This is a genomic window from Nocardia sp. NPDC058633 (assembly GCF_042717045.1).
Taxonomy (GTDB): domain Bacteria; phylum Actinomycetota; class Actinomycetes; order Mycobacteriales; family Mycobacteriaceae; genus Nocardia.
Genome location: NZ_JBHXRA010000010.1, coordinates 185,149 through 208,207, shown reverse-complemented (window position 1 = coordinate 208,207; position 23,059 = coordinate 185,149). Strand labels below are relative to the sequence as shown.

Sequence of the window (23,059 nt, the reverse complement as noted above, 5' to 3'; positions counted from 1 at the left end):
CTCAGCCGCTGACCGTCCACGGGTCGGTGCGCAAGGTGCAGACGCGGGTCCGCACCGCGGGCAGGGCGGCGTTGACGAACCCTTCGGCCTGCCCGCACCAGGGGAACTCGGTGGCCCAGTGCGCGGCGTCGACGAGCGCGGGGCCGCCACGGCGCAGGTGTTCGTCGACGGGGTGGTGGCGCAGGTCAGAGGTGAGATAGGCGTCGACGCCGGCCCGGATGGCCGCGTCGAGGTAGGAATCACCGGCGCCACCGCACACGGCTACCCGGTGGACGATGCGCTCGGGATCACCGGCGGCGCGCACGCCCCAGACGGTGCGGGGCAGGCCGACGCCGACGCGGGCGGTGAATTCGGCCAGGGTTTCGGGCTGCGGGAGTTCGCCGATGCGGCCGATGCCGAGTGTGGAGGGCAGGGGTGCGCGTTCGGTGACGTGGTAGGCGGGTTCCTCGTAGGGGTGCGCGGCGCGCAGGGCGGCGAGTACGGCGAGGCGGGAAGTCGGGGGCGCGACCACCTCGACCGCGTCCTCGGTGACGGTTTCGACGGTGCCGATCGCGCCGATCGCCGGGTTCGCGCCGGCGATCGGGCGGAATCGGCCGGTCCCCGCGGTGTACCAGGCGGCTTCGCGATAGTCGCCGATCGCGCCCGCGCCCGCGGTGAACAGGGCAGACATCAGGGAAGCGGTGTGGGTCTGTGGCACCTGGATGACCCACTTGTCCACGGAGACGAGCGGTTTGGGATCCAAGGGGCCGGTGACCGTCAGGCCGACGGCCGCGGCCAGCGCGTCGGAGACGCCCGGGTCGGCGGAGTCGGCGTTGGTGTGGGCGGAGAACAGGGCACAGCCCGATCGGATCAACCGGTGCAGCAGTGCGCCTTTCGGCGTATCGGCGGCCACGGTGTCGACCCCGCGCAGCAACAGCGGATGGTGCACGACCAACGCCTGCGCGCCCCAGCCGATCGCCTCGTCGACGACATCGGCGGTCGTGTCGACCGCGAACACGACCTTGTCGACTTCCTGCGCCGGGTCACCACAGACCAGACCCACCGAATCCCACGATTCGGCCAGTCTCGGCGGGTACGCCGCGTCGAGGACCCCGATCAGTTCGGCCAGGTCGGTCACCGCCGCCTCCTTCGTCGCGTGGGAATTTTCGTCGAGGTGCTCATACGCACCGGGTGGATCGCCCGACTCTCGGGTATTCGGGGTCGAGTCACCACAGCGCCGCATTCAGCGCGTCGATCAACCGGTCGACCTCGGCTGTGCCGCGAACCGCAACGCGGAGATGGTCGGGACCGAGTCCGGGAAAGGTGTCGGCGCGGCGGACCGCGATGCCGCGGTCGGCGAGCCGTTTGCGCAGCAGGGCGCCGTCGGGAACGCGCAGCAGGAGAAAGGGCCCGGTGGCCGGGGTGTGGACGTCGAGGCCGAGCGCGGTGAGGCGGTCGATCATCGCGGCGCGGTCGGCGGCGATGCGGTGTGCGTGTCGGCGGGATTCGGCGACGGCGACGGGTTCGGCGGTGGCGATGATCGCCTCGAGCTGGAGGGTGCCCAGCGGCCAGTGCGGGCGGCCATGGGCCAGTCGGGCCAGAACCTCGGGAGCACCGAGCGCGTAGCCGCAGCGCAGACCGGCCAGCGCCCAGGTCTTGGTGAGACTGCGGAGAACGACGACATCGGGGGCCGACAGACCGGCCAACGACTCCGGTTCCGCAGCGTCGGTGGGCGCGCGCCCACCGACAACCGCGTCGGCGAAGGCTTCGTCGACCACGATGATCCGGCCGGGGCGGCGAAGTGCCCGCATCGTCGCGGCGGGATGCAGGATCGAGGTGGGGTTGGTGGGGTTGCCGACGACCACGAGGTCGGCGTCTTCGGGGACCAGGGCGGGGTCGAGGGTGTACGGACGTTCCAGGATCACCCGGGTCACCGCGACGTCTGCCTCGCGCAGTGCCAGCTCGGGCTCGGTGAAGGACGGGTGGATGACGGCGGCCAGCCGGGAGGCCAGGCGCGGCAGCATCGCGAACCCCTCGGCGGCGCCCGCCAGCAGCAGCACCTCGTCGGGTGAGCGGCCGTGGCGGGCCGCGACGGCGGTGCGGGCGGCGTGTTCGTCGTCGGCACTCGGGTAGCGGCCGAGGTCGGTGAGACGAGCGGCTAGGCGTTCGCGCAGCCATCGCGGTGGCGCGAGGCCCTGGACGTTCACCGCGAAATCGAGCATGCCGGGGCGCGCTTCCACGTCGCCGTGGTGGCGCAACATCGCGGGGTCGACGGAGTCCTCGAGCACAACTGAACACCCTACGTGGCGGCGATCGGGCGCCACGGGCGACAATGGCTGTGTGGGTCCACTACATGTCTCGTTCATTTGCACAGGCAATATCTGCCGGTCACCGATGGCCGCGAAGATGTTCGAGGCGCACCTCTATCGAGCCGGTCTCGCGAACCGGGTCCGGGTGAGCAGCGCGGGCACCGGATCGTGGCATGTCGGCGATGCGGCCGACCCGCGCACCGAGTCGACCCTGCGCCACGCCGGGTACCCCACCGAGCACGTCGCGGCCACCTTCGGTCCCGAGCACAGTGACGCCGACCTGATCGTCGCCTTGGACACCGGCCACGACCGCGAGCTCGCCCACCGCGGCGTCCCCACCGATCAGCGCAGGCTGCTGCGCAGCTTCGATCCCGCTGCCGACGGTCCGGACGTGCCGGACCCGTACTACGGCGACCAGTCCGATTTCGACCTGGTGCGCGACCAGATCGAAGCCGCTGTCCCCGGCCTGCTCGACTGGGTCCACGCCGAACTCGCCGCCCGCGACACCGCCGACGCGCAGCTGTGATGCGCAGACTCACATTCCTGCTGCGCCCCAGCTGGCTGATCCTCGCGGTGATCGTGGCGGCGTTCGCGTACCTGTGCTTCACCGTCCTCGCGCCGTGGCAGCTCGGCAAGAACGACAGCACCGAACACCGCAACCAGCTGATCGCCGACTCCGTCCGGGCAGACCCCATAGCCGTGACCGAGGTCCTCGACGACGACTCCGGCGCCCACACCGAATGGCGCAAGGTCACCGCGACCGGCGCCTTCGTCCCCGAGTCCACCGTCCTGGTCCGGCTACGCCACCTCGACGGCGCCCCCGGTTACGCGGTCCTCGCCGCCTTCCGGCTCGACGACGGTCGCACCCTGCTGGTCGACCGCGGTCTGGTCGCCTCGGTGGAGGGCACCCGCCCACCCGCGATCGCGGACCCACCGGCGGGCCCGCAACGCATCGAAGCCCGGGTGCGCGCCTCCGAAGGCGTGGTGCCCGACAAGACTCCCACCACCCAAGACGGATTCCGCCAGGTGTACACCGTCGACACCACCCAGGAATCCACCGTCCTCGGCACCCCTCTCACCCCCATCCCGACCGGCACCGACAAGGGCGGCTACCTCCAACTGGCCGCCGACCAACCCGGCGCCTTCACCCCAACCCCCCTCCCACAACTCGACGCGGGCCCCTACCTCTCGTACGGCCTGCAATGGCTCGCCTTCGGCCTGATGGCCCCCCTCGGCCTCGGCTATTTCGTGGTAGCCGAAATGCGAGCCCGCCGCCGAGACCGCGCACAGCCGGCCACCGCCGAGCCCACCCAGACCACCACCCCGGCGCCACCCACCACCGAAGCCCGCCTAGCCGACCGCTACGGCCGCAACTGACCCTCCGGGTCCCCGCGAACGCACTCAGCCACCGGGGCTCGACCCTCAGCCCTCGGTCCGTGTGACGCACGGACCCATCTCGCCGAAGCCGGCCGTCATCTGCCGCGCAGCACGGTGATCGCGGCAGCAACCGCGAGCGCCCCCACCTGCACCGCCGCCGACATACGCACCGCACGCCGCAGGTCCGCGGGCCCCGGCGTCGGCCCGTCGCCCAGCGTGGGACGCAGTTCCGTGCCGTGCCGATACTGTGTCCGGCCCCCGAGCCGGATACCGAGAGCACCGGCCATCGAGGCCTCGACAACACCGGCATTGGGACTCGGATGCCGGGCAGCATCACGCCGCCAGGCGCGCACCGACGACATCGGAGTACCGCCGACCAGCGGAGCGAGACCGGCCGTGAGTAGCCCGGTAACGCGGGCCGGGAGCAGGTTGGCGATGTCGTCGGTCCGGGCTGCGGCCCAGCCGAAGTTCTCGTAGCGCTCGTTCCGATACCCGATCATCGCGTCGAGCGTGTTCACAGCGCGGTACCCGAGCAGCCCGGGGACCCCGGCCACCGCACCCCACAGCAGCGGCGCCACCGCCGCATCCGAGGTGTTCTCGGCGATGGATTCCAGCGCGGCCCGCGCCAACCCGTCGGCATCGAGCACCGAGGGATCGCGTCCGCACAGCGACGGCAGCAACTGCCGTGCCCCGTCGATATCCCCGGCGTCGAGCCGATCCGCCATCGACCGACCCGCCCGCACCAGGCTCCGGCCCCCGAGCGCGGTCCACGTCGCCAATGCCGTGGCCGACACACCGCCCCGGGCGCCGATCACTGCGATCCCCACCACAGAACCGACCGCGACGACCTCGTGCACCACCCCGGCCCACCGATCGTCGGCATAGGTCACCTTCTCCAATGCCACTGCCGCCGAACCGAATCCGGCCACCGGATGCCCGCGCCGCGGATCGGCGAAGACCCGATCGAGCACAAATCCCAGCACCAGCCCGGCCGCCGCCGATGTCGCTTTTCGCACCGGCCGAGGGTAGCGGGCGGCGGAAATGTCACACCCGCAACCGCTGGTTCGTCATCATCGTGACGGCACTTCTAGACTCGCCGGAGCCGAGCAAGATCACACCGGAACGGGCGCACACCATGACCTCACCGCAGCCTCTCGATCAGGCCGAACTGGCCCGTCGCTTCGAGGAACATCGCCCCTACCTGCGGCGACTCGCCTACAGCACGCTCGGCAGCATCAGCGACGCAGAAGACGTGGTGCAGGACGCGTGGCTGCGACTACAACGGCAGTTCGAGGCAGGCAAGGCCGGCGAGATCGACAACCTGCGCGCCTGGCTCACCACGGTGATCGGCCGCCTCGCCCTGGATCAACTCGGGTCCGCGCGCGCTCGCCGCGAACAGTACGTCGGCGAGTGGCTGCCGGAACCGGAGGTCACTTCCTGGGACGACCCGGCCGACCGCATCTCCCAGGACGAACGCGTCACCACCGCACTGCTGGTTGTACTCGAGTCGCTCTCGCCGGCCGAACGCACCGCGTTCGTACTGCAGGACGTGTTCGGTATGACCGGCCCCGAGGTCGCCGACGTGGTCGGGCGCACGCCCGCCGCGGTGCGACAGCTCGCTTCCCGCGCGCGCAAACATGTGGAGAACGGCACCCCTCGTTTTCCCGCTTCCCCGGCCGAGCAGGAGAAGGTCGTCTCGGCGTTCGCGTTGGCCTGGCGCTCGGGTGATCTGAGTTCGCTGCTCGGCGTGCTCGACGAGAACGTGGTCCTCACCGCCGACGGCGGCGGCAAGGTGCCCGCCATCCGTCAGCCGGTGCGCGGTGCGGAGCTCATCGCCAAGATGCTGCTCGGTTGGTACAACACCGCCGATGGCTGGGGCCGGTCGGTGCTGGTCAACGGCATGCCCGGCCTGGTGGTCTTCGACGGTAAGAACGTCGGCGTCTTCTCGTTCACCATCGACGCCGGTCGGGTCGTCGCGATCAACGTCGTCCGCAACCCCGACAAACTGCGCGACGTGTCAGTCGAGGGCGCTCCGGACTGGTACCTGGGCGGCGGCGAATAGCCACCGACCGGGGTTCTCCACCACGGACGAGCACTTGTGCGATGTCGGGCGAGTGGGCATCGGCGCCCAGGTACCGACGGACCCGGTCAGGCATCGAGGGCGTACCCGTGCGCGGCCGCGACCTCGGCGGACAGCAACGTGCCGTCGACCGCCGTGAGACCTGCGGCCAGACCGGGGTCCGCGGCGCAGGCTGCGCGCCACCCCTTGTCGGCGATCACCGAGGCGAACGGCAGCGTGGCGTTGGTGAGCGCCACCGTCGACGTGTGCGGCACCGCGCCGGGCATGTTCGCGACGCAGTAGAACAGCGAATCGGCTACTCGGAACGTCGGATTCGCGTGCGTGGTCGGCCGGGTCGAGGCGAAGCACCCGCCCTGGTCGACGGCGATGTCGACGAGCACCGAGCCGGGCCGCATTCGCGCGACGAGCTCGTCGGAGACCAATTTCGGCGCCCTGGCTCCCGGCACCAGCACCGACCCGATCACCAGATCTGCCGCGAGCACAGCCTTCTCGATCTCGAGTACGTGCGAGGCGAGAGTGCCGACCCGGCCGGCGAAGCGTGCGTCGAGCGCACGCAAGCGCGCCGAATTCGTATCGAGCACGCTCACCCTGGCGCCCATCCCGACCGCGATGCTCGCCGCGTTCGTCCCCGCGACACCGCCTCCGAGCACCACCACATCAGCCGGGCGCACCCCGGGCACGCCCCCGAGCAGCACCCCGCCACCACCCATCGGCGCCATCAGGTGATAGGCCCCCACCTGGGCACTGAGCCTGCCTGCCACCTCGCTCATCGGCGCGAGCAACGGCAGTGATCCGTCGGCCCCGCGCACCGTCTCGTACGCGATGGCGACGATCCCCGAGGACAGAACGGCGTCGGTGCACTCCTTCGACGCCGCCAGATGCAGGAAGGTGAACAGCACCTGATCGCGGCGCATCAACGAATATTCCTGCGCGACAGGTTCTTTCACCTTCACCACCAGGTCCGCCCGGGCCCAGACCTGGTCGGCGTCGGCCACGATCCCAGCACCGGTGGCGCGATAGTCGTCGTCGGCGAATCCCGACCCGACACCGGCGCCCGCCTGCACGAGCACCTCGTGCCCGTGCGCGACCAGCTCGGCGGCACCCGCGGGCGTGAGCGCCACCCGGAATTCCTGCGGCTTGACCTCCGTCGGCACCCCGACGATTACGCCCGTTCGCGTCATCGGGCAAGCCTAGGACCCGTGCCGGAGCTCGACGGCCGCCTCGATCGCGTGTCGCGGCCGAGGCATCACGCGGGAGCCGGGACCGTCGGTCCGGAGGTGGATTCCGGGCCGGTCGCCGCGACGGCGGTGCGGGCATTCGACGTGACATCGCTGTCGCCGAAGCGCCTCGGGTCGGCCCGTCGATGGTCGACACCGCGCCCAACGGTCCGCCCGATCCGCGCTACCGACGCCACCGACGTGGCGTCTGTGACGGCCCACCGCGCGCGGTTGCGCGGTGGGCCGCAATAATCACGTTCATGATCATCAAGGTGAGCGGGTTCACTCCCGAGATCGACGACACTGCCTGGATCGCGCCGAACGCGACCGTGATCGGCCGGGTGCGCCTGGGCGCCGAGGTGGGTATCTGGTATTCGGCGGTGCTGCGCGGCGACCTCGAGCAGATCAGCGTTGGGGCTCGCACCAATATCCAGGACGGCAGCGTGCTGCACGCCGACCCCGGTTTCGAGCTCTCCATCGGCACCGGGGTCTCCGTGGGACACAATGCGATTCTGCACGGTTGCACCATCGGCGACGATGTTCTCGTCGGCATGGGCGCCACGGTGCTCAACGGCGCGGTGATCGGCGCGGGCAGCCTGATCGCGGCCAATGCCCTGATTCCCGAGGGCGCGCAGATTCCGCCCGGCTCGCTCGTGGCCGGCGTACCGGGCAAGGTGCGTCGCGAACTCACCCAGGCCCAGCAGGACGGGATCAAGCTCAACGCGGCGGTGTATCTGCACAATCTGACCAATCATCGCGACGCCGAGGTGTTGTGACCCGTCACACTGAGCAAGTGACCAGTAGGGAACCCTGATAGCATTTGTCCTGCGTATTGCGTGGCGATCATGAGAGCGGCGATCGGACCGGATACGCGAGGCAGGAGGTATCACGGTGGCATACGTACATTCCGGTGTGCACCGAACGGCGAGTCGGCTCAGCGTGGCCGACATCGCGGCACAGCCCGGCGGGATCGAGGCACTCCAATCCCGCGTTCACGAACTCCGTTCTCGCGGGGTACATTTCGCGGCCAACGCGATCGAGCAGGAGATGGCTGCGTTGGATCTGCCCCCACAGGGATAATGGGGTAATGCCTACCGTTTCGTCGATCCTCGCGCGGATACTCGACAAACCCGTCACCGACGGTGAGAAACTGCTCGACAGTGCGCTGTCGGCGTTTCTGGACTTCGGGATCAAACGCACGAGCATGGGCGAGATCGCCCGGCGGGCCGGCATCAGTCCGGCCACCCTCTACCGGCGTTACGAATCCAAGAACGACCTGGTCGAAGCCGTCGGTGTGCGCGAGGCGCAGCGCTATGTGACCGACATCGACGAGCGGGTGCGCGCGGTCACCGAACCCGGCGAGCAGCTCATCGAGATCTTCGTCGCTTTCGTCACCACCATCGCGGGCAACGAACTGCTGCGCCGGTTGCTGAGCACCGAGCCGGAGATCATCCTGCCCCGACTCACCACCGAGGCCGGGCCCATCCTCGCTGTCGGGCGCGCGTATCTGGCCGAGAAGCTGCGCGAGCTACAGGTCAGCGCGCCGGTGCCCGAATTCGACCCCGATCTGGTCGCCGAGGTCATGGCGCGCCTCGCCCTGTCGCTGGCACTGACCCCAGACGGACTCATCCCGCTCGACGACCCGGAGGCCGGGCGCGAGTTCGCGCGGCGCACGCTGCTACCGATGGTCGGCATCCGCGATATCCACTGAGACCCCGAAGGCGTCCGCCACCACCTCGTCGATGCCCGAGTCAGCTACTGCCACACCGTCTTCCAGCAACGCTCGCACCTTGCGCACGATCTCGCCCGCCGCTGGACCGGCGGGATCGGGCAGCGGCAGTCGCCCTACGTACTGGGTGATCCAGCGGCGTCGACCCGAGTACAGCCGGTTGCCGCAGACGGCATCGTAGAACCGCAGTCCCAGCGCCGAATTCGCCACGCCCATCAGCAGATACGCCAGATCGGTGGCCGACCGGCCCGTGCCGAGGTCGGTGAGCGAGATCCAATAGCAGTCACCGTTGACGACCGCGCCCGATCGATCGAGGGCGAATCGCGGGCGGGCACTGATGTCGGGGAACACCAATTTCGGAGCCCCCCACAGGTGCGGTCGCTGCGGGACCCAGATCTCGAACCACTGGCGGCCGCCGTCGAGCACGTACCGCCGACCCGACAGCGCCTGTTCGTGGGACCGTAGATAGGCTGCCGCGCCGGGGAATTCAGCGAGATCGATCGGGGTGCGGCGGGGTTGCCGCAGATCGTAGGGGTAGAGCACCCTCGTGCCACGCCCCGTCGCGACTCGCCACGGTTGCAGGTCGTGGTGAGTGATCAACTCCCGCAACAGTTCCGGCTCGGGCGTCGGATCCATGTGATCCCATCGGTCCGAGATGAACACCCGATCCGCCGTGGTCTTGATCCCCACTCTGATCCGCGCGACCTCCCCGAACGAGCGCCAGGTGCGATCGGCGATCCGGCCGAGCCACTGATCCACCGAGGGGCGGGACATGCGCCAGGCGGTGTCACCGTGACGTTCGGACCGGGCACTGTCGACCGGTCGCGAGTCGGCGCGCGGGGCGACCGGCGCGGTCGGCGCCGGTGCGAGAACCGCCGGTCCTTGCGCCCTCGCATCACCGGTCGCCAGCACCCCGACCTGCACCGCGAACACCCGCCCCCCGGCACCGACGCGACAGGCACGCTCGCCGGCGAGGGCGTCGAAGAGCTCGGTAGCACAGTCGGGTTCGACACCCAGCTCCTCATAGACCGAGACGTAGCGGCATTCGGGCGGGCCGGTGGCACGCAGGGCGACGGTGATCGCGGGCAGCACCGCGGCGGCGAAGAGTTTGGTGTCGCCGAGGTCGTAGAGCTCCACCGGTGTCAGTTCACCGGTGAGTATCCGACGTAGGTTGGCCCCCGCCCGAGTGGTGAGAAACCTGTTGGCACAGAGCAATCCGAGCACTCCCCCGGTGGCCAACAGTCGCGGCGCGACAGCCACGAAGGGATGGGTGAGGTCGATGCGCCCGCGTAGGCCGAACTGCTTGCTCAGCAGTTGGGCAGTCGCACCGCCCAACTGCTGGGTCCGGACATACGGCGGGTTGCTGATGATCACGTCGAACGAGCCGTCGCCCAGACGGGCGGACGCGGCCAGGAAATCGCCCGTGTGGCAGTCTATTTCGACTCCGAGCGCACCTGCCCGTCCGACGGTTTCGGCGACGGCCCGTCGATCCAGGTCATATCCGGTGAGCTGGACCGCGACATCCGGGGCGTTCGCGGCGATTTCCCGAAGCACCGCGAGCAGCAGTTCGCCGTCCCCGCAGGCCGGGTCGAGCACACGCAACATCGCGGCGGGCGGCGCGTGGCGCAGCGCCCGTCGCGCCAGGAACCGCGCGAGCTCCGGTGGCGTGTAGTGCCTGCCGTGCCGTTTGCGCTCCTGCGCGTCGCGGGCTTGCAAAGCCATGCGTTCGATTGTGCCCCGCAACTGCGGCGATGCGCGGCAGGCGCGAGTCGAGGCACCGAGCGAGAATCCCACCTGGGTGAACGAGCCGACGTGTTTCAAACAGTGGGTTGCACCACTTCGGCAGCGGTAGTGCGGGCATCGGCCGAACTGTATCGTCTGTCCAGTTTCACCCGCTGTACCGAAGTCGAGGACGATGTCGAGACTCAGCACGCCGACCGCCGCACTCACCGCCGTAGCGCTCACCGTGCTGTCGGCGTCGCTTCCGGTCGTCGCACAGGCCGACCCCGGGCACTACGCGCCGACCATGCTCGTCCTCGACGCCTCGGGATCGATGGAGCGGCCCGATCGAGGCGCCACCATGATGGATGCCGCGAAGCGGGCCGTGCGCGCGTTCGTCGCCTCGGCGCCCGCCGAATCCTCGGTCGGACTCACCACCTACGGCACCGGCACCGGCAATTCCGAGGCCGACAAAGCGGCAGGCTGCCAGGACGTGCGGGTGCTGCGGCAGCCGACGACTCTCGACAAGCCCGCCCTCACCGCCGCCGTCGACAGCATCCACGCCCGAGGCTGGACCCCGATGGGCAGCGCGCTGCGTCAGGCGGCCGACGCACTACCCGATACCGGGCCGCGATCGATCGTGCTCGTCTCCGACGGTGACGACACCTGTTCCCCGCCGGATCCGTGCGAGGTCGCCAGGGAGTTGAAGCAGCAGGGCCTGGACCTGATCGTGCACACGATCGGATTCGCCGTCGACGACAAGGCGCGCGCCCAGCTGACCTGCACGGCCCACGCCACCGGCGGCACCTACAGCGACGCCGCCGACGGCGTCGCGCTGGAACGCATGCTGCCTCGGGTGAGTTCGGCGGCGCTGCGCGATTATCACGCCACCGGCACGCCCATCACCGGCACCGACGACCACCACACCGCACCGGTGACGAAGCCGGGCCAGTACCTCGACACCCTCGGCCGAGGGCAGAAACGGTTCTACGCGGTCGATGTGCCCGCGGGCGCCACCGCCTACTTCACCGGGATCGTGTCGTTTCCGCGGGCGAAGGACGTCGCCATGACCGAGGACATGAACGCGCTGGAACTGCGCGTCTACGGCCGCGACGGCGTGGACTGCGCTATCCGCGAACGCGTACTCGAGACCAGGGCCGGTGACGGTGTCGCGCTCACCGTCGCCAAGGCATTCGAAGGAGCGGCGCAGGAACCCACCGACAGCGGCTCCGCGCAGTGCACGGGCGCGGGCCGCTACTACTTCGAGCTGAACTGGGATCTGGTATCGCAGGGCTCGCCCGCACGACTGCCGCTGGAGGTACTCGTCGGCATCGAGCCCGGGGTCACCGATCCCGGACCCGCCGCGGTGAGTACCCCCGTCACCTTCACCGATCCGGCCGGGCCCGCCCAGCCGACCAGCGGCGGCGGCTCGTTCACGACCGCCTCCACGCTGCCCGGCGGCGGCACCTACACCGACACCCTGCAATCGGGCGAGTACGTCTTCTATCGCGTGCGCCTCGACTGGGGCCAGGGGCTGGCCTATCGCGTGCGGTTCGCCGAGACCGGCGGCGCGAACAGTACCGCGGCCTCGAATGTGCAGACCACCCTGTATTCGCCGCTCGGTCGCGAAATCGACTCCGACACCACCGCCTACACCGGCAGGTCCAGCGCCGAGCTCGACCTGGCGTCGGTCCCGGTCCGCTACGCCAACCGGGACCGGCCCGAGTCGCGGATCCAACGCCAGCCGGTGGCCGGATGGCATTACATCGCGGTGAAACTCGGCCTGCCCCTGGGCGCCGACGCGATGCCGCCGACCCCGGTGCGGCTCGACGTCACCGTGTCGGGGGCGACAGAACCCGGGCCGACCTATTCCGGTGTCGACGCGCAGCCGGTCCCGGAGCAACCCGTCGCCGTGAGCGGTCCGGCGACAGTGGCCCGTCCGTGGGCCGTGTACACGTTGATCGGGGCCGCCGTGGCACTGGTCGTCGGCATCGGCGCCGCGATCTTCGTCGTCGCCCGCCGACGTGCTTGACCACCGTCGCACCGACAGCCGGATCGGTGGTCCAAGCGGGTTCCGCAGCGCTGACCCAACTGCTAAGTTAGTCTCGAAATGAGACCAGTTCTCCGCAACCCGAGGGAGCCGCGCGATGGCGCAGACCGACCACGACAGCAGTGATTTCGCCACCCTCCAGCGGCTGGCCGACGAACGCTGGACCTGCCGCCAGTTCACCTCCGAACAGGTCGACCGCGCGAAGATCGAACAGCTGCTCACCCTCGCGCAGCGCACCCCCTCCTGGTGCAACACCCAGCCGTGGCAGGTCGAGGTGACCACGGGCGAAGGCACCGACCGGTTCCGCAAAGAACTGCTCGAACACATCCGAACCACCGGCAGCACACCCGATTTCGAGTTCCCGGCCGCCTACGAGGGTGTCTACCGAGACCGTCGCCGCGCCTGCGGTTTCCAGCTCTACGACAGCGTCGGCATCGTCAAGGGCGACCACGAGAAGACAATGCGCCAGATGGTGCGCAATTTCGAATTCTTCGACGCCCCGCACGTCGCCATCGTCACCTCCGAAGCCGACCTCGGCGTCTACGGCGCCATCGACTGCGGCCTCTGGCTCGAGAACTTCCTGCTCGGCGCACAAGCCCTCGGCCTCGGCGCCGCACCCCAGGCCGCGCTGGCCTCCTACGCCCCCTTCATGCACGACTACTTCGCCATCCCCGACACCCGCAAGGTCGTGTTCGGCATCTCCTTCGGCTACCCCGACACCACCCACCCCGTCAACACCTTCCGTACCGCTCGAGCCCCCCTCGACGACCAGATCACCTGGCACAATTCCTGACCGACGGCGCGTCAGGCGGACCGCGACGCAGCGGACATGCCAGGACCGGGTGCCGGCTCCACATCGCGCGCGGTGACCTCCGCGCCGCACTCGTCGCAGGTCAGATGGGCGTGCGCCGCACCCGTGCAGCCTCGATGCCGGTACTCCACGGGCGGTCCGTCCGGCGCCATATAGGCATCGCCCCAGTCGCGGATCGCCATCAGGACGGGGTAGATCGCATGGCCCTTCTCGGTGAGCCGGTACTCCTCGTAGGCGCCGTCATCGACGGGGCGCTTCACCAAGATCTCGTGTTCGACCAGGCGATCGAGGCGGTCGTGGAGTCGGCTGCGCGAAATGCCGAGCGCGCCCTGGAACGCGTTGAACCGGCGCACTCCGGCGAAGCTGTACTTCAGGATCAGCAAGGTCCAGCGATCGCCGAAGATCACCAGCGGCCGCGTGATCGAGCACGGGACGTCTGCGAGTTCCTCATAGCGCACCCTGCCATTATGCGCGTGGATGCCCGCGGGGCGACCGTCGAGCCGGAAGTCGCACCCGGCGCCGCGCCGAGACCTAGAGCACGACCGGCCTGCCCACCGGAAGGCGCCGGTACATCCCGTCGCCGGGGAATATCGCGCTCATCTGGTCGGTCAGCGCCTTGCCCGCGTCGATGAGGTCTCCGTCGTGGATCGGGACGATGACGCTGGGCCGCAGTGCCGCCACGTAGTCGACGGCATCGGCGAACCGCATCCACGGCCCGCTCACCGGCAGCAACAGCACCTCGACATCGTGGTCGGCACGCATAGCCGGGAACGCGTCACCGGGGTGCAGGATGCGGCCGTCGATCAGATACGCGATGTTCACCGACGACGGGAGCGTGTGGTAGATCTCGGCGTGCTCGCCGACCACGGCCACTACCGGCAAGCCCGCGGCCTCGAACGTCTCGTCGTCGCCGACCACGCGGATCTGGTCCGCCGCGGCGCCCGCATCGGCGAGTTGGGCGGCGACCTCGGCGCACACCCACGCACGGCACGCCGGATTCGCCGCCAGCGCCGGGGCCAACCGCTCGACATCGACATGGTCCTGATGGTCGTGCGTGATCAGGAACGCGCTGACATCGTCGAACGCGGCGGCGGGCGCGAACGCTCCCGGGTCGATGACGAGCGACTGACCGTCGCGCTCGAGGCGCACCGTGGAATGCCCGAAGGAAGTGACCGCGATCTGTGCCATTCTCGCTCTCCCAGTTCTGCTGACCGTCGACGGATGCCAGACCAGTGGATCACGACGAACAGCCGTCGCACGACCGCCGGGCCGAGCGGCACCCTCGAAACTCGTCGCAGAACAGCGTCGGGCCCCGGGAGATTTCCCGGGGCCCGAAGCATGCGCTGTTTCGATTCAGATCACAGCGGGATGTTCTTGTGGTGGCTCTTGCGAGCGGGTGCCGAGGCCAGGGCCGCGGCGATGATGCTGCGGGTCTTGGCGGGGTCGATGACCTCGTCGACGACGCCGATGGCCACGGCGCGTTCGACACCGCCCGCGAGCTGTTCGTGTTCGGCGGTGAGCCGTTCGTGCAGGGCTTCGCGCTCGGATTCGGGGGCCGCGGCGAGTGCCTTCTTGTGCAGGATGCCGACCGCGGCTTTGGCGCCCATGACCGCGACTTCGGAGCCGGGCCAGGCGTAGACGGCGGTGGCGCCGAGGGAGCGAGCGTTCATCGCGATGTAGGCGCCGCCGTAGATCTTGCGGGTCACCAGGGTCACGCGGGGAACGCGGGCTTCGGCGAAGGCGTGCAGCAGCTTCGCGCCGCGACGAACCACGCCCTCGAGTTCCTGGCCGACGCCGGGCAGGTAACCGGGGACATCGGTGACCACGATCAGCGGGATGCCGAACGCATCGCACAGACGCACGAAACGGGAAGCCTTCTCGGCGCTTTCGGAGTTGAGGCAGCCGCCGAGACGCAGCGGATTGTTGGCCAGTACCCCGACGGTGCGACCGCCGAGCCGACCCAGACCGGTGACCATGCTGCGGGCGTAACCGCCTTGGAGTTCCTCGAACGAGGACTCACCGTCGACGTTGTCGAGCAGCTCGTGCACGATCGGCTTCACGTCGTAGGCGCGCTTGGCCGACTCCGGCAGCATCGCCTTGAGGTCGACATCGCCGTGCGCGGCCGCGACCAAGTCGAACTCGCCCTGCTCGGCGAACATCGACACCAGTCGGCGCGCGCGGTGCATGGCGTCGGCCTCGTCGTCGGCGGCGATATGGCAGACGCCGGACTTCTTGAAGTGTGTGGTGGGACCACCGAGGGTCTCCATGTCGACGTTCTCGCCGGTCACCGAGCGCACGACGTCGGGTCCGGTGACGAACACACGGCCCTCGGGCGCCATGATGACCACGTCGGTCAGCGCGGGTCCATATGCGGCGCCACCGGCGGCGAAGCCGAGCACCACCGAGATCTGGGGCACCAGGCCCGACGCGCGAACCATGGCCTCGAAGACCAGGCCCACCGCGTGCAGCGCCTCGACGCCCTCGGCCAGGCGGGCACCACCGGAGTGCCACAGCCCGACGACGGGAATGCCGGATTCGATCGCGGTGTCGATCGCATCGACGATGTGCCTGCAGCCCTCGACGCCCATCGCGCCACCCATCACGGTGGCGTCGGAGCAGTAGGCCACGGTGCGGACACCGTCGACCTCGCCGATCGCGGCGAGCACGCCGGAGCGGTCACGCGGATGCAGCGGCAGGACGGTGCCGGGGTCGAAGAAACGTTGGAGCCGACCCAGTGGGTCGCGCGGATCGGTGGTGGTGTCTTGAAACGCGGGAGCAATGATGGTCATCGCGCTCACTCCTTCGAAAAGATTGCCGCGGCGGCGGCTGCTGTGGCGAACCGCCGGTGGGGGTCGAACCATTCAGTTGGCACGACCCCCAACCGGGGATCGGATGTGCAGTCGGCGGCGTTTACGCCCGACCGAAGGCGAGCGCGACGTTGTGCCCACCGAAACCGAAGGAATTGTTGATCGCGTACTCGATTTCCTGGCGACGGGCTTCCCCGTGCACCACATCGAGATCGATCTCCGGATCCTGGTTGTCCAGGTTCAGTGTCGGCGGAACAATGCCGTCCCGGATCGCGAGCACCGTGAGGATCGACTCGAGGGCGCCGACGGCACCGATCGAGTGACCCAGTGCCGACTTCGGCGCGTACACCGAAGCGTGCTTGCCGATCGCCTTGTGGATCGCGTTCGCTTCGGCGGAGTCACCGATGGGCGTCGCGGTCGCGTGGGCGTTGATGTGGGTGATGTCGCTGCGGGTCAGACCGGCGGTCTGCATCGCGCGCGTCATCGCCCTGGCCGCACCGGTGCCCTCGGGATCGGGAGCGACCAGGTGGAAGCCGTCGGACGTGATACCGGCACCCAGCAGACGAGCGTGGATGGTGGCACCGCGCGCCTTGGCGTGCTCTTCGGTCTCGACGACCATGAGCGCGCCGGCCTCACCGAACACGAAACCGTCGCGATCCTTGTCGAAGGGACGCGAAGCACCCTTCGGATCGTCGTTGCGGGTACTCATCGCGCGCATCATGGAGAACGCCGCGATCGGCACCGAGTCGATGAAGCCCTCGACACCACCGGTGACGACGATGTCGGCGTCACCCATCACGATCATCCGCCACGCGTTGGCGATGGCCTCCGAACCCGACGAGCACGCCGAGACCGGAGTGACCACTCCCGCCCTGGCCTTCAGCTCGAGACCGACGACCGCCGACGGACCGTTCGGCATGACCATCTGAACAGCCAGCGGCGAGATCTTGCGATAGCCACCGTTCTTCAGCTTGTCGACCGAGTCGATCAGGGCGTCGCCGCCGCCGAGTCCGGTGCCGATCGCGACGCCGAGACGGTCGTTGTCGACCTCAGGGCTGCCCGCGTTCTTCCACACCTCACGACCGAGAACGGTCGCCAGGCGCTCGACATACGCCATGCGGCGGATCTCGACCCGGCTCAACAGCGTGTCGGGGCTGACCTTCAGGTGACCGCCGATTCGCACCGGCAGGTCGTATTCCTCGATGAAGGAATCCTCGAGAACGTCGATTCCGCTCTCACCGTTGAGGAGTCCCTTCCACGTCGCATCGACATCACCAGCGATCGACGTGGTCGCCGCCATCGACGTGACGACGACGTTGGGGAAGTTCCCGTTCAAAGTACTGGGAGCAGGAGTGGTCAAAGTTCGGCCCTACTCGCCGGCGCTGTCGAACTTGGCCTTGAGCTCGGCGGCGACGTCGGCGTTCTCGGCCTCGAGCTTCTGGACGTAAGCGACGGAGTCACCGACAGTCTTCAGGCTGGCCAGATCCTCGTCGGGGATCTTGACGCCGTACTTGTCTTCCATCTGCACAGCGATCTCGACCATGGACAGCGAGTCGATGTCCAGGTCGTCGACGAAGGACTTCTCGAGCGTCACCTCGGAGGGTTCGATACCCGTAACCTCTTCGATGATCTTGCCGAGTTCTTCGACGATCTGTTCCTGGGTCAGAGCGGCCACTTTGGTGGCTCCCTTCTTGTTTCTATTTGTAGGGTCGTGAACGGCCTGCACTTCGCTGTGCATCGGCCGCCGGGGGAAAGCTAGCCCGAGGTGGTCAGTTCGGCCAACGCGGGGAGGTCTTCGGGGGTCTTGAGGGCCAGATTGGGCGTGCCCTTCAATTCCCGCTTGGCAATGCCGACCAGCGTGCCTGCCGGGGGCAGTTCGACCACGGCCGAGACGGCCGCGGTGCGAATGGTCTCGTTGCACAGGTCCCAGCGCACGGGGCGAGTGACCTGGGCGGCAAGTTTTTCGATCGCGTCGGCGGCCGAGGTGACCGGTCGTCCGTCGAAGTTCGACAGCAGCGTCCGGATCGGGTCGCTGGGCGAGATCTGGGCGATGGCATCGGCGACAGCTTCCTGTGCCGGGGCCATGAAGACGGTGTGGAAGGCACCGGCGACGGGCAACGCGCGGACCCGTGCCTTCTCCGGCGGGTTCGCGGCGAGCTCCGCCAGAGCTTCCAGGCGGCCCGCTGCCACGATCTGGCCTACCGCGTTGCGGTTGGCCGGGACGAGATCGAGTTCGGCGAGCCGTGCGAGCACGGTGGCCTCATCGCCACCGAGCACCGCGGACATGCCGGTCGGCTCCAGCGCACAGGCCTTGGCCATCTCCCGGCCGCGAATGGCGGCGAGGGCGACTGCCTCGTCGGCGGTGATGACACCGGCGACAGCGGCTGCGGCGAATTCGCCGACCGAGTGTCCGGCGACGACTGTATCCGCCGGAATCGACCCGGGGGCGATTTCGGCGAACGCGAGCAGTGCGGCAGCGACCACGAGCGGCTGCGTCACCGCGGTGTCGACGATCTCCTCGGCCGTCGCGGTGGTACCGAGACGGACCAGGTCGAGGCCCGCGGCCTTCGACCAGAGCTCGAGGCGATCAGTCGCACCGGGAAGTGCGAGCCACGGCGTGAGCATGCCGGGTGTCTGGGACCCCTGTCCAGGGGTGAGCAACGCGATCACCCCCTAAGACAACACTGTGACCCCCGCCGCAAGAGATGTCGGCGCGAATGAAGCTTTCCGATCGCTTTTGTAGGGGTCCCACAAAATCCGAGGTGGGGTGTCGGGATCGACCGATTCACCGATCCCGTTACAGGGGGTCGTTGGCCAATGGGATGGACGGGGTTTCTGTGACGGGAGGAGACGATTCGTTATGCGTTCGTGTCAAACGGCCCACTGTGGCTGCGATTCGGAGCACATACGCGTCGCGAGGATTCATCGGATCACGGCCGGTGACTTCGCCGATTCGTTTGAGTCGGTACCGAACGGTATTTGGATGGACGTACAGCTGCCGAGCGCAAGTTTCTACTGCTCCGCCACAATCCAGATACGCGTCGAGTGTGTCGGATAACGAAGATCCGGCAGCAGCCAACGGGAGCACAAGATACTCGTTCAACGCCTCTATCGCAGCTCTATCGCCCAGCAACGCGCGTTCGGGCAACAACTCCGTGGCGTGAACGGGTCTTGGCGCCCCCCGCCAGCCGACGACGGCCTCCATCCCCGCCAACGCCTCGATCGCCGACGCGTGCGCGGCGCCGAGCGTGCGCATCGTCGGGCCGATCACCACCGGGCCGTCGGAGAACACCTCGGCCAGCAGATCGGTGAGGAACGGCGAGCCGATGCCCGACTCCCCCAGGTGCCCGCTGACCACCATGACCAGTCGCGCACCCTGCACCACCGCCAGCGCGGCCCTGCCGTGCTTGGTCGCGATGGTGTGCACCACGCCGACCGTCGACACACCCTGATCCAGCGGGGGCGTGCCGACCAGCACCGTGGCGGGCGCCGTGGCGTCCCAGTTCAACGTGGCGGCCCGGGAAAGCATGTCCGGACCCGTGTCGCCCCGGACCACCGCGTCGACCACCAGGGCCTCCAGGCGGGTATCCCACGCACCGCGCGACTCCGCGGCGCTGGCGTACACCGAGGCGGCCGCGAAGCCGAGCTCACGCCCGTATCGCAGCACCGCCTCGGTGAGCGCCACCAGCTGGCGATCGTTGCGCGCCAGCGCGGGCAGCCACTGTTCGAAGAAGTCCATGGCCACCCGCACCATGTCCACGGTCTGGCGCAGCGTGAGCCGCCGCGCCAGATCCTGCGGAATCACCTGGAACGCGTCCAGGCTGAAGCGGATATCAGAGTCGGGATCCTGCAACCACTCCAGGAAGTTCACAACCGCCGTCTGCACCAGCATCTGCACGCCCGCGCGCTGCGCTGCGTCCAGATCGGCGAAGAACGGCAGCCGATCCTGCATCGACCCCACCGCCTCGGTGGACAGCCGACCCGAGAACTGCTTGACCCGCTTGAGCAGCGTGTCGGGCAGCGGATCACGGGTCTGCCGGTTCGGGGACAGTGCCCCCGTCGGCAGATAGACCTCGTGTTCGCTGGTGCCCTCGGTGATCCGACGGGGCCGCGGCGGTTTGCGCTCCACAGTCCAATAGTCCGCTACGCGAGTTCCTCTGCCGCGTCCGCACTCGGCTTCGGCGCGGCGGCCACGCTGTCGATGCCGTATTTCGCGGCCGCTTCCACCGCCTTGGCCTTGTCGAACGTGCCGTCGCGCACGAGCCCTTCGAGCGCCGCGACCACGATCGACTGCGCGTCGACGTTGAACACCCGGCGCGCGGCCGTGCGGGTGTCGGAGAAGCCGAACCCGTCGGTGCCGAGGGTGATGTAGTCGCCGGGCACCCACTGCCGGATCTGGTCGGGCACCGCGCGCATCCAGTCCGTGGCGGCGACCACCGGTCCACGCGCGGCCGAGAGCGCCTGGGTGACGTAGGCCGAGCCCGGATCGGAATCGGGATGCTTGAGCGCGGTGATCTCCTTGTCGAGTGCCTCCCGGCGCAGCTCGCCGAACGAGGTCACCGACCACACATCCGCGGCCACACCCCACTCCTGGGCCAGCATCTCCTGCGCGCGCAGACCGTCGGGCACGGTCACCCCGGAGACCAGGATCTGGGCGCGAACCTCACCCTCACCACCGCGCTGGTACAGGTACAGGCCTTTGAGCAGACCGGCCACGTCGAGGTCGTCGGGCTCGGCCGGCTGCTGGTAGGGCTCGTTGTACAAGGTGATGTAGTAGAAGATGTTCTCCCCGCCGAACGTGCCCACCGCGGGCACGTCGGTGCCGGGCAGCAGACCGGCCGGGGCCTCGCCGCCGCCGTACATCCGGCGCAGACCGTCGCGCATGATGTGCGCGATCTCGAACGAGAACGCCGGATCGTAGGTGACCACCGCCGGATTGGTGGACGCCAGCAGCAGCGAATGCCCGTCGTTGTGCTGCAGGCCCTCACCGGTGAGCGTGGTGCGGCCCGCCGTGGCGCCGAGCACGAACCCACGCGCCAGCTGATCGGCCGCGGCCCAGAAGCTGTCGCCGGTGCGCTGGAAACCGAACATCGAATAGAAGATGTAGAGCGGGATCATCGGCTCGCCGTGGGTGGCGTAGGAGGTGGCGACCGCGGTGAACGACGCGGTGGAGCCGGCTTCGTTGATGCCCTCGTGCAGGATCTGGCCGACCGCGCTCTCCTTGTAGGCGAGCATCAGTTCCGCGTCGACCGAGGTGTAGAGCTGGCCGTTGCGGTTGTAGATCTTCAGCGTCGGGAACCACGAGTCCATGCCGAAGGTGCGGGCCTCGTCGGGAATGATCGGCACGATGCGCTTGCCGATCTCCTTGTCGCGCAACAGCTCCTTGACCAGGCGAACCAGCGCCATCGTGGTGGCGACCTTCTGCTTGCCCGAACCCTTGCGCACCGAGCGATAGGCCTCGTCGCCCGGTAGCTTCAGCGGCTTGGCGGGCGAACGACGCTCCGGCACGAAACCGCCGAGCGACTTGCGCCGGGCCAGCATGTACTCGATCGCCGGATCGTCCATGCCGGGGTGGTAGTACGGCGGCAGGTACGGGTCCTTCTCGAGCTCGGCATCGCTGACCGGGATGCGCTGCAGATCGCGGAAGTCCTTGAGGTCCTGCAGCGCCAGCTTCTTCATCTGATGGGTGGCGTTGCGGCCCTCGAAGTGCTTGCCGAGGGTGTAGCCCTTGATCGTCTTGGCCAGGATCACCGTCGGCTGGCCCTTGTGCGCCATCGCCGCCGAGTAGGCCGCGTAGACCTTGCGGTAGTCGTGGCCGCCGCGCTTGAGATTCCAGATCTCACTGTCGGACATGTTCTGGACCAGCGCCTTGGTGCGCGGGTCACGGCCGAAGAAGTGGTCGCGCACGTAGGCGCCGTCGTTGGCCTTGTAGGTCTGGTAGTCACCGTCGGGGGTGGAGTTCATCAGGTTCACCAGCGCGCCGTCGCGGTCGGCGCCCAGCAGCGCGTCCCACTCGCGACCCCAGACGACCTTGATCACGTTCCAGCCGGCGCCGCGGAAGAACGACTCCAACTCCTGGATGATCTTGCCGTTGCCGCGCACCGGGCCGTCGAGCCGCTGCAGGTTGCAGTTGATCACGAAGGTGAGGTTGTCGAGCGCCTCGTTGGCCGCCACCTGGATCAAGCCGCGCGACTCGGGTTCGTCCATCTCGCCGTCGCCGAGGAACGCCCAGACGTGCTGGTCGGAGGCGTCCTTGATGCCGCGATCGGTGAGGTAGTGGTTGAACCTGGCCTGGTAGATCGCGTTCATCGGGCCGAGGCCCATCGACACCGTCGGGAATTCCCAGAAGTCCGGCATCAGCCGCGGGTGTGGGTAGGACGGCAGTCCCTTGCCCAGGCCGCCATGGCTGTATTCCTGACGGAATCCGTCGAGGCGGTCCGTGCTCAGGCGACCCTCGAGGAAACCGCGCGCGTAGATGCCGGGCGAGGCGTGGCCCTGGATGTAGACGTGGTCGCCGCCGCCGGGATGGTCCTTGCCGCGGAAGAAGTGGTTGAAGCCCACCTCGTAGAGCGCCGCCGAGGACGCGTAGGTCGAGATATGTCCGCCGACACCGATTCCCGGACGCTGCGCGCGATGCACCATGATCGCGGCATTCCACCGGATCCAGGCGCGGAAGCGGCGCTCGACTTCCTCGTCACCGGGGAACCACGGTTCGTTCTCGGTGGGAATCGTGTTGACGTAGTCGGTGGAGGTGAGCGCCGGAATCGAGACACGGCGTTCGCCCGCGCGCTCGAGCAGGCGCAACATCAGGTACCGGGCGCGGCCCGGGCCTTCCCGGTCGAGCATGTGGTCGAAGGATTCCAGCCATTCGCTGGTCTCCTCCGGGTCGATATCCGGTAGGTACGACGCCACTCCTTCGCGAATGACCCGCACCCGTTCACCGGTGGGTTTGGTGGTGGATTCACCGCCCGCGGTGGGAGT

The 23,059-nt window shown here is 68.7% G+C and carries 21 protein-coding genes; 8 read left to right on the top strand and 13 right to left on the bottom strand.

All coding sequences use genetic code 11. The features are described 5' to 3' along the window. Nucleotide 1: 1 nt before the first annotated feature. Both ACFWUR_RS15730 and cobC read right to left on the bottom strand, forming a co-directional pair. The gene (locus ACFWUR_RS15730; protein ID WP_378907315.1) at nucleotides 2-1,117 is read right to left on the bottom strand and encodes a Nif3-like dinuclear metal center hexameric protein; all 1,116 of its coding nucleotides are present in this window, start codon (nucleotides 1,115-1,117) and stop codon (nucleotides 2-4) included. Nucleotides 1,118-1,205: 88 nt separating this feature from the next. After that, a complete protein-coding gene (gene cobC, locus ACFWUR_RS15725) occupies nucleotides 1,206-2,267 on the bottom strand; it encodes an Rv2231c family pyridoxal phosphate-dependent protein CobC (RefSeq protein WP_378907313.1) in 1,062 nt (353 codons plus the stop codon). A gap of 52 nt (nucleotides 2,268-2,319) precedes the next feature. Between cobC and ACFWUR_RS15720 the strand changes: the two genes are divergently transcribed. Together ACFWUR_RS15720 and ACFWUR_RS15715 are read left to right on the top strand one after the other, a co-directional pair. Continuing rightward, nucleotides 2,320-2,814, top strand: coding sequence for a low molecular weight protein-tyrosine-phosphatase (locus tag ACFWUR_RS15720; protein ID WP_378907310.1), 495 nt, complete (start codon nucleotides 2,320-2,322; stop codon nucleotides 2,812-2,814). Next, entirely contained in the window at nucleotides 2,814-3,665 is an 852-nt protein-coding gene (locus ACFWUR_RS15715) for an SURF1 family protein (RefSeq protein ID WP_378907308.1), read from the top strand. Before ACFWUR_RS15720 ends, ACFWUR_RS15715 begins: the two co-directional genes overlap by 1 nt. A gap of 95 nt (nucleotides 3,666-3,760) precedes the next feature. Here ACFWUR_RS15715 and ACFWUR_RS15710 read toward each other — a convergent pair whose 3' ends face one another. Further along, nucleotides 3,761-4,681 (bottom strand): cobalamin biosynthesis protein, encoded by a 921-nt coding sequence (locus tag ACFWUR_RS15710; protein WP_378907305.1) that lies wholly within the window; start codon nucleotides 4,679-4,681, stop codon nucleotides 3,761-3,763. A gap of 119 nt (nucleotides 4,682-4,800) precedes the next feature. Between ACFWUR_RS15710 and sigJ the strand changes: the two genes are divergently transcribed. Further along, on the top strand, nucleotides 4,801-5,727 hold the full coding sequence (gene sigJ / locus ACFWUR_RS15705; protein WP_378907495.1) for an RNA polymerase sigma factor SigJ: 927 nt from the start codon (nucleotides 4,801-4,803) through the stop codon (nucleotides 5,725-5,727). A gap of 86 nt (nucleotides 5,728-5,813) precedes the next feature. On the opposite strand, the gene ald is transcribed toward sigJ, so the two are convergent. Next, nucleotides 5,814-6,926: an alanine dehydrogenase gene (gene ald / locus ACFWUR_RS15700; protein ID WP_378907302.1), complete on the bottom strand. Its 1,113-nt coding sequence runs from the start codon at nucleotides 6,924-6,926 to the stop codon at nucleotides 5,814-5,816. A 296-nt stretch (nucleotides 6,927-7,222) separates the two neighbouring features. Here ald and ACFWUR_RS15695 point away from each other — a divergent pair, with 296 nt between their 5' ends. From ACFWUR_RS15695 to ACFWUR_RS15685, 3 genes are all read left to right on the top strand, one after another. Continuing rightward, nucleotides 7,223-7,738, top strand: a complete 516-nt coding sequence (locus ACFWUR_RS15695; protein ID WP_378907299.1) for a gamma carbonic anhydrase family protein — start codon at nucleotides 7,223-7,225, stop codon at nucleotides 7,736-7,738. A 115-nt stretch (nucleotides 7,739-7,853) separates the two neighbouring features. After that, entirely contained in the window at nucleotides 7,854-8,042 is a 189-nt protein-coding gene (locus ACFWUR_RS15690; RefSeq protein ID WP_378907297.1) for a hypothetical protein, read from the top strand. A 7-nt stretch (nucleotides 8,043-8,049) separates the two neighbouring features. Continuing rightward, complete coding sequence (locus ACFWUR_RS15685; protein WP_378907295.1) at nucleotides 8,050-8,673, top strand: TetR/AcrR family transcriptional regulator; 624 nt, start codon at nucleotides 8,050-8,052, stop codon at nucleotides 8,671-8,673. On the opposite strand, the gene ACFWUR_RS15680 is transcribed toward ACFWUR_RS15685, so the two are convergent. Continuing rightward, on the bottom strand, nucleotides 8,641-10,413 hold the full coding sequence (locus tag ACFWUR_RS15680; protein WP_378907292.1) for an Eco57I restriction-modification methylase domain-containing protein: 1,773 nt from the start codon (nucleotides 10,411-10,413) through the stop codon (nucleotides 8,641-8,643). The two genes, ACFWUR_RS15685 and ACFWUR_RS15680, sit on opposite strands and share 33 nt — an antisense overlap. Before the next feature lie 193 nt (nucleotides 10,414-10,606). Here ACFWUR_RS15680 and ACFWUR_RS15675 point away from each other — a divergent pair, with 193 nt between their 5' ends. After that, a complete protein-coding gene (locus ACFWUR_RS15675; RefSeq protein ID WP_378907289.1) occupies nucleotides 10,607-12,442 on the top strand; it encodes a VWA domain-containing protein in 1,836 nt (611 codons plus the stop codon). A gap of 115 nt (nucleotides 12,443-12,557) precedes the next feature. Then, the gene (locus ACFWUR_RS15670) at nucleotides 12,558-13,253 is read left to right on the top strand and encodes a nitroreductase (protein ID WP_378907287.1); all 696 of its coding nucleotides are present in this window, start codon (nucleotides 12,558-12,560) and stop codon (nucleotides 13,251-13,253) included. Between the two features lie 11 nt (nucleotides 13,254-13,264). Here the strand turns inward: ACFWUR_RS15670 and ACFWUR_RS15665 are convergent, their stop codons facing one another. The 8 genes from ACFWUR_RS15665 to aceE all read right to left on the bottom strand — a co-directional run bounded on the left by ACFWUR_RS15665 (nucleotide 13,265) and on the right by aceE (nucleotide 23,011). Further along, entirely contained in the window at nucleotides 13,265-13,729 is a 465-nt protein-coding gene (locus ACFWUR_RS15665; protein ID WP_378907284.1) for a winged helix-turn-helix transcriptional regulator, read from the bottom strand. A 73-nt stretch (nucleotides 13,730-13,802) separates the two neighbouring features. Next, on the bottom strand, nucleotides 13,803-14,459 hold the full coding sequence (locus ACFWUR_RS15660; RefSeq protein ID WP_378907282.1) for an MBL fold metallo-hydrolase: 657 nt from the start codon (nucleotides 14,457-14,459) through the stop codon (nucleotides 13,803-13,805). A gap of 170 nt (nucleotides 14,460-14,629) precedes the next feature. Further along, nucleotides 14,630-16,060, bottom strand: coding sequence for an acyl-CoA carboxylase subunit beta (locus ACFWUR_RS15655; protein ID WP_378907280.1), 1,431 nt, complete (start codon nucleotides 16,058-16,060; stop codon nucleotides 14,630-14,632). Nucleotides 16,061-16,181: 121 nt separating this feature from the next. Further along, nucleotides 16,182-17,438 (bottom strand): KasA/KasB family beta-ketoacyl-ACP synthase, encoded by a 1,257-nt coding sequence (locus ACFWUR_RS15650; RefSeq protein ID WP_378907277.1) that lies wholly within the window; start codon nucleotides 17,436-17,438, stop codon nucleotides 16,182-16,184. Between the two features lie 9 nt (nucleotides 17,439-17,447). After that, entirely contained in the window at nucleotides 17,448-17,753 is a 306-nt protein-coding gene (gene acpM / locus ACFWUR_RS15645; protein WP_056821158.1) for a meromycolate extension acyl carrier protein AcpM, read from the bottom strand. 80 nt (nucleotides 17,754-17,833) lie between these two features. Further along, on the bottom strand, nucleotides 17,834-18,748 hold the full coding sequence (locus tag ACFWUR_RS15640) for an ACP S-malonyltransferase (protein WP_378907274.1): 915 nt from the start codon (nucleotides 18,746-18,748) through the stop codon (nucleotides 17,834-17,836). A 127-nt stretch (nucleotides 18,749-18,875) separates the two neighbouring features. Continuing rightward, nucleotides 18,876-20,177: a PucR family transcriptional regulator gene (locus ACFWUR_RS15635; protein WP_378907492.1), complete on the bottom strand. Its 1,302-nt coding sequence runs from the start codon at nucleotides 20,175-20,177 to the stop codon at nucleotides 18,876-18,878. Between the two features lie 44 nt (nucleotides 20,178-20,221). After that, the gene (gene aceE, locus ACFWUR_RS15630; protein WP_378907489.1) at nucleotides 20,222-23,011 is read right to left on the bottom strand and encodes a pyruvate dehydrogenase (acetyl-transferring), homodimeric type; all 2,790 of its coding nucleotides are present in this window, start codon (nucleotides 23,009-23,011) and stop codon (nucleotides 20,222-20,224) included. Between the last annotated feature and the right edge of the window lie 48 nt (nucleotides 23,012-23,059).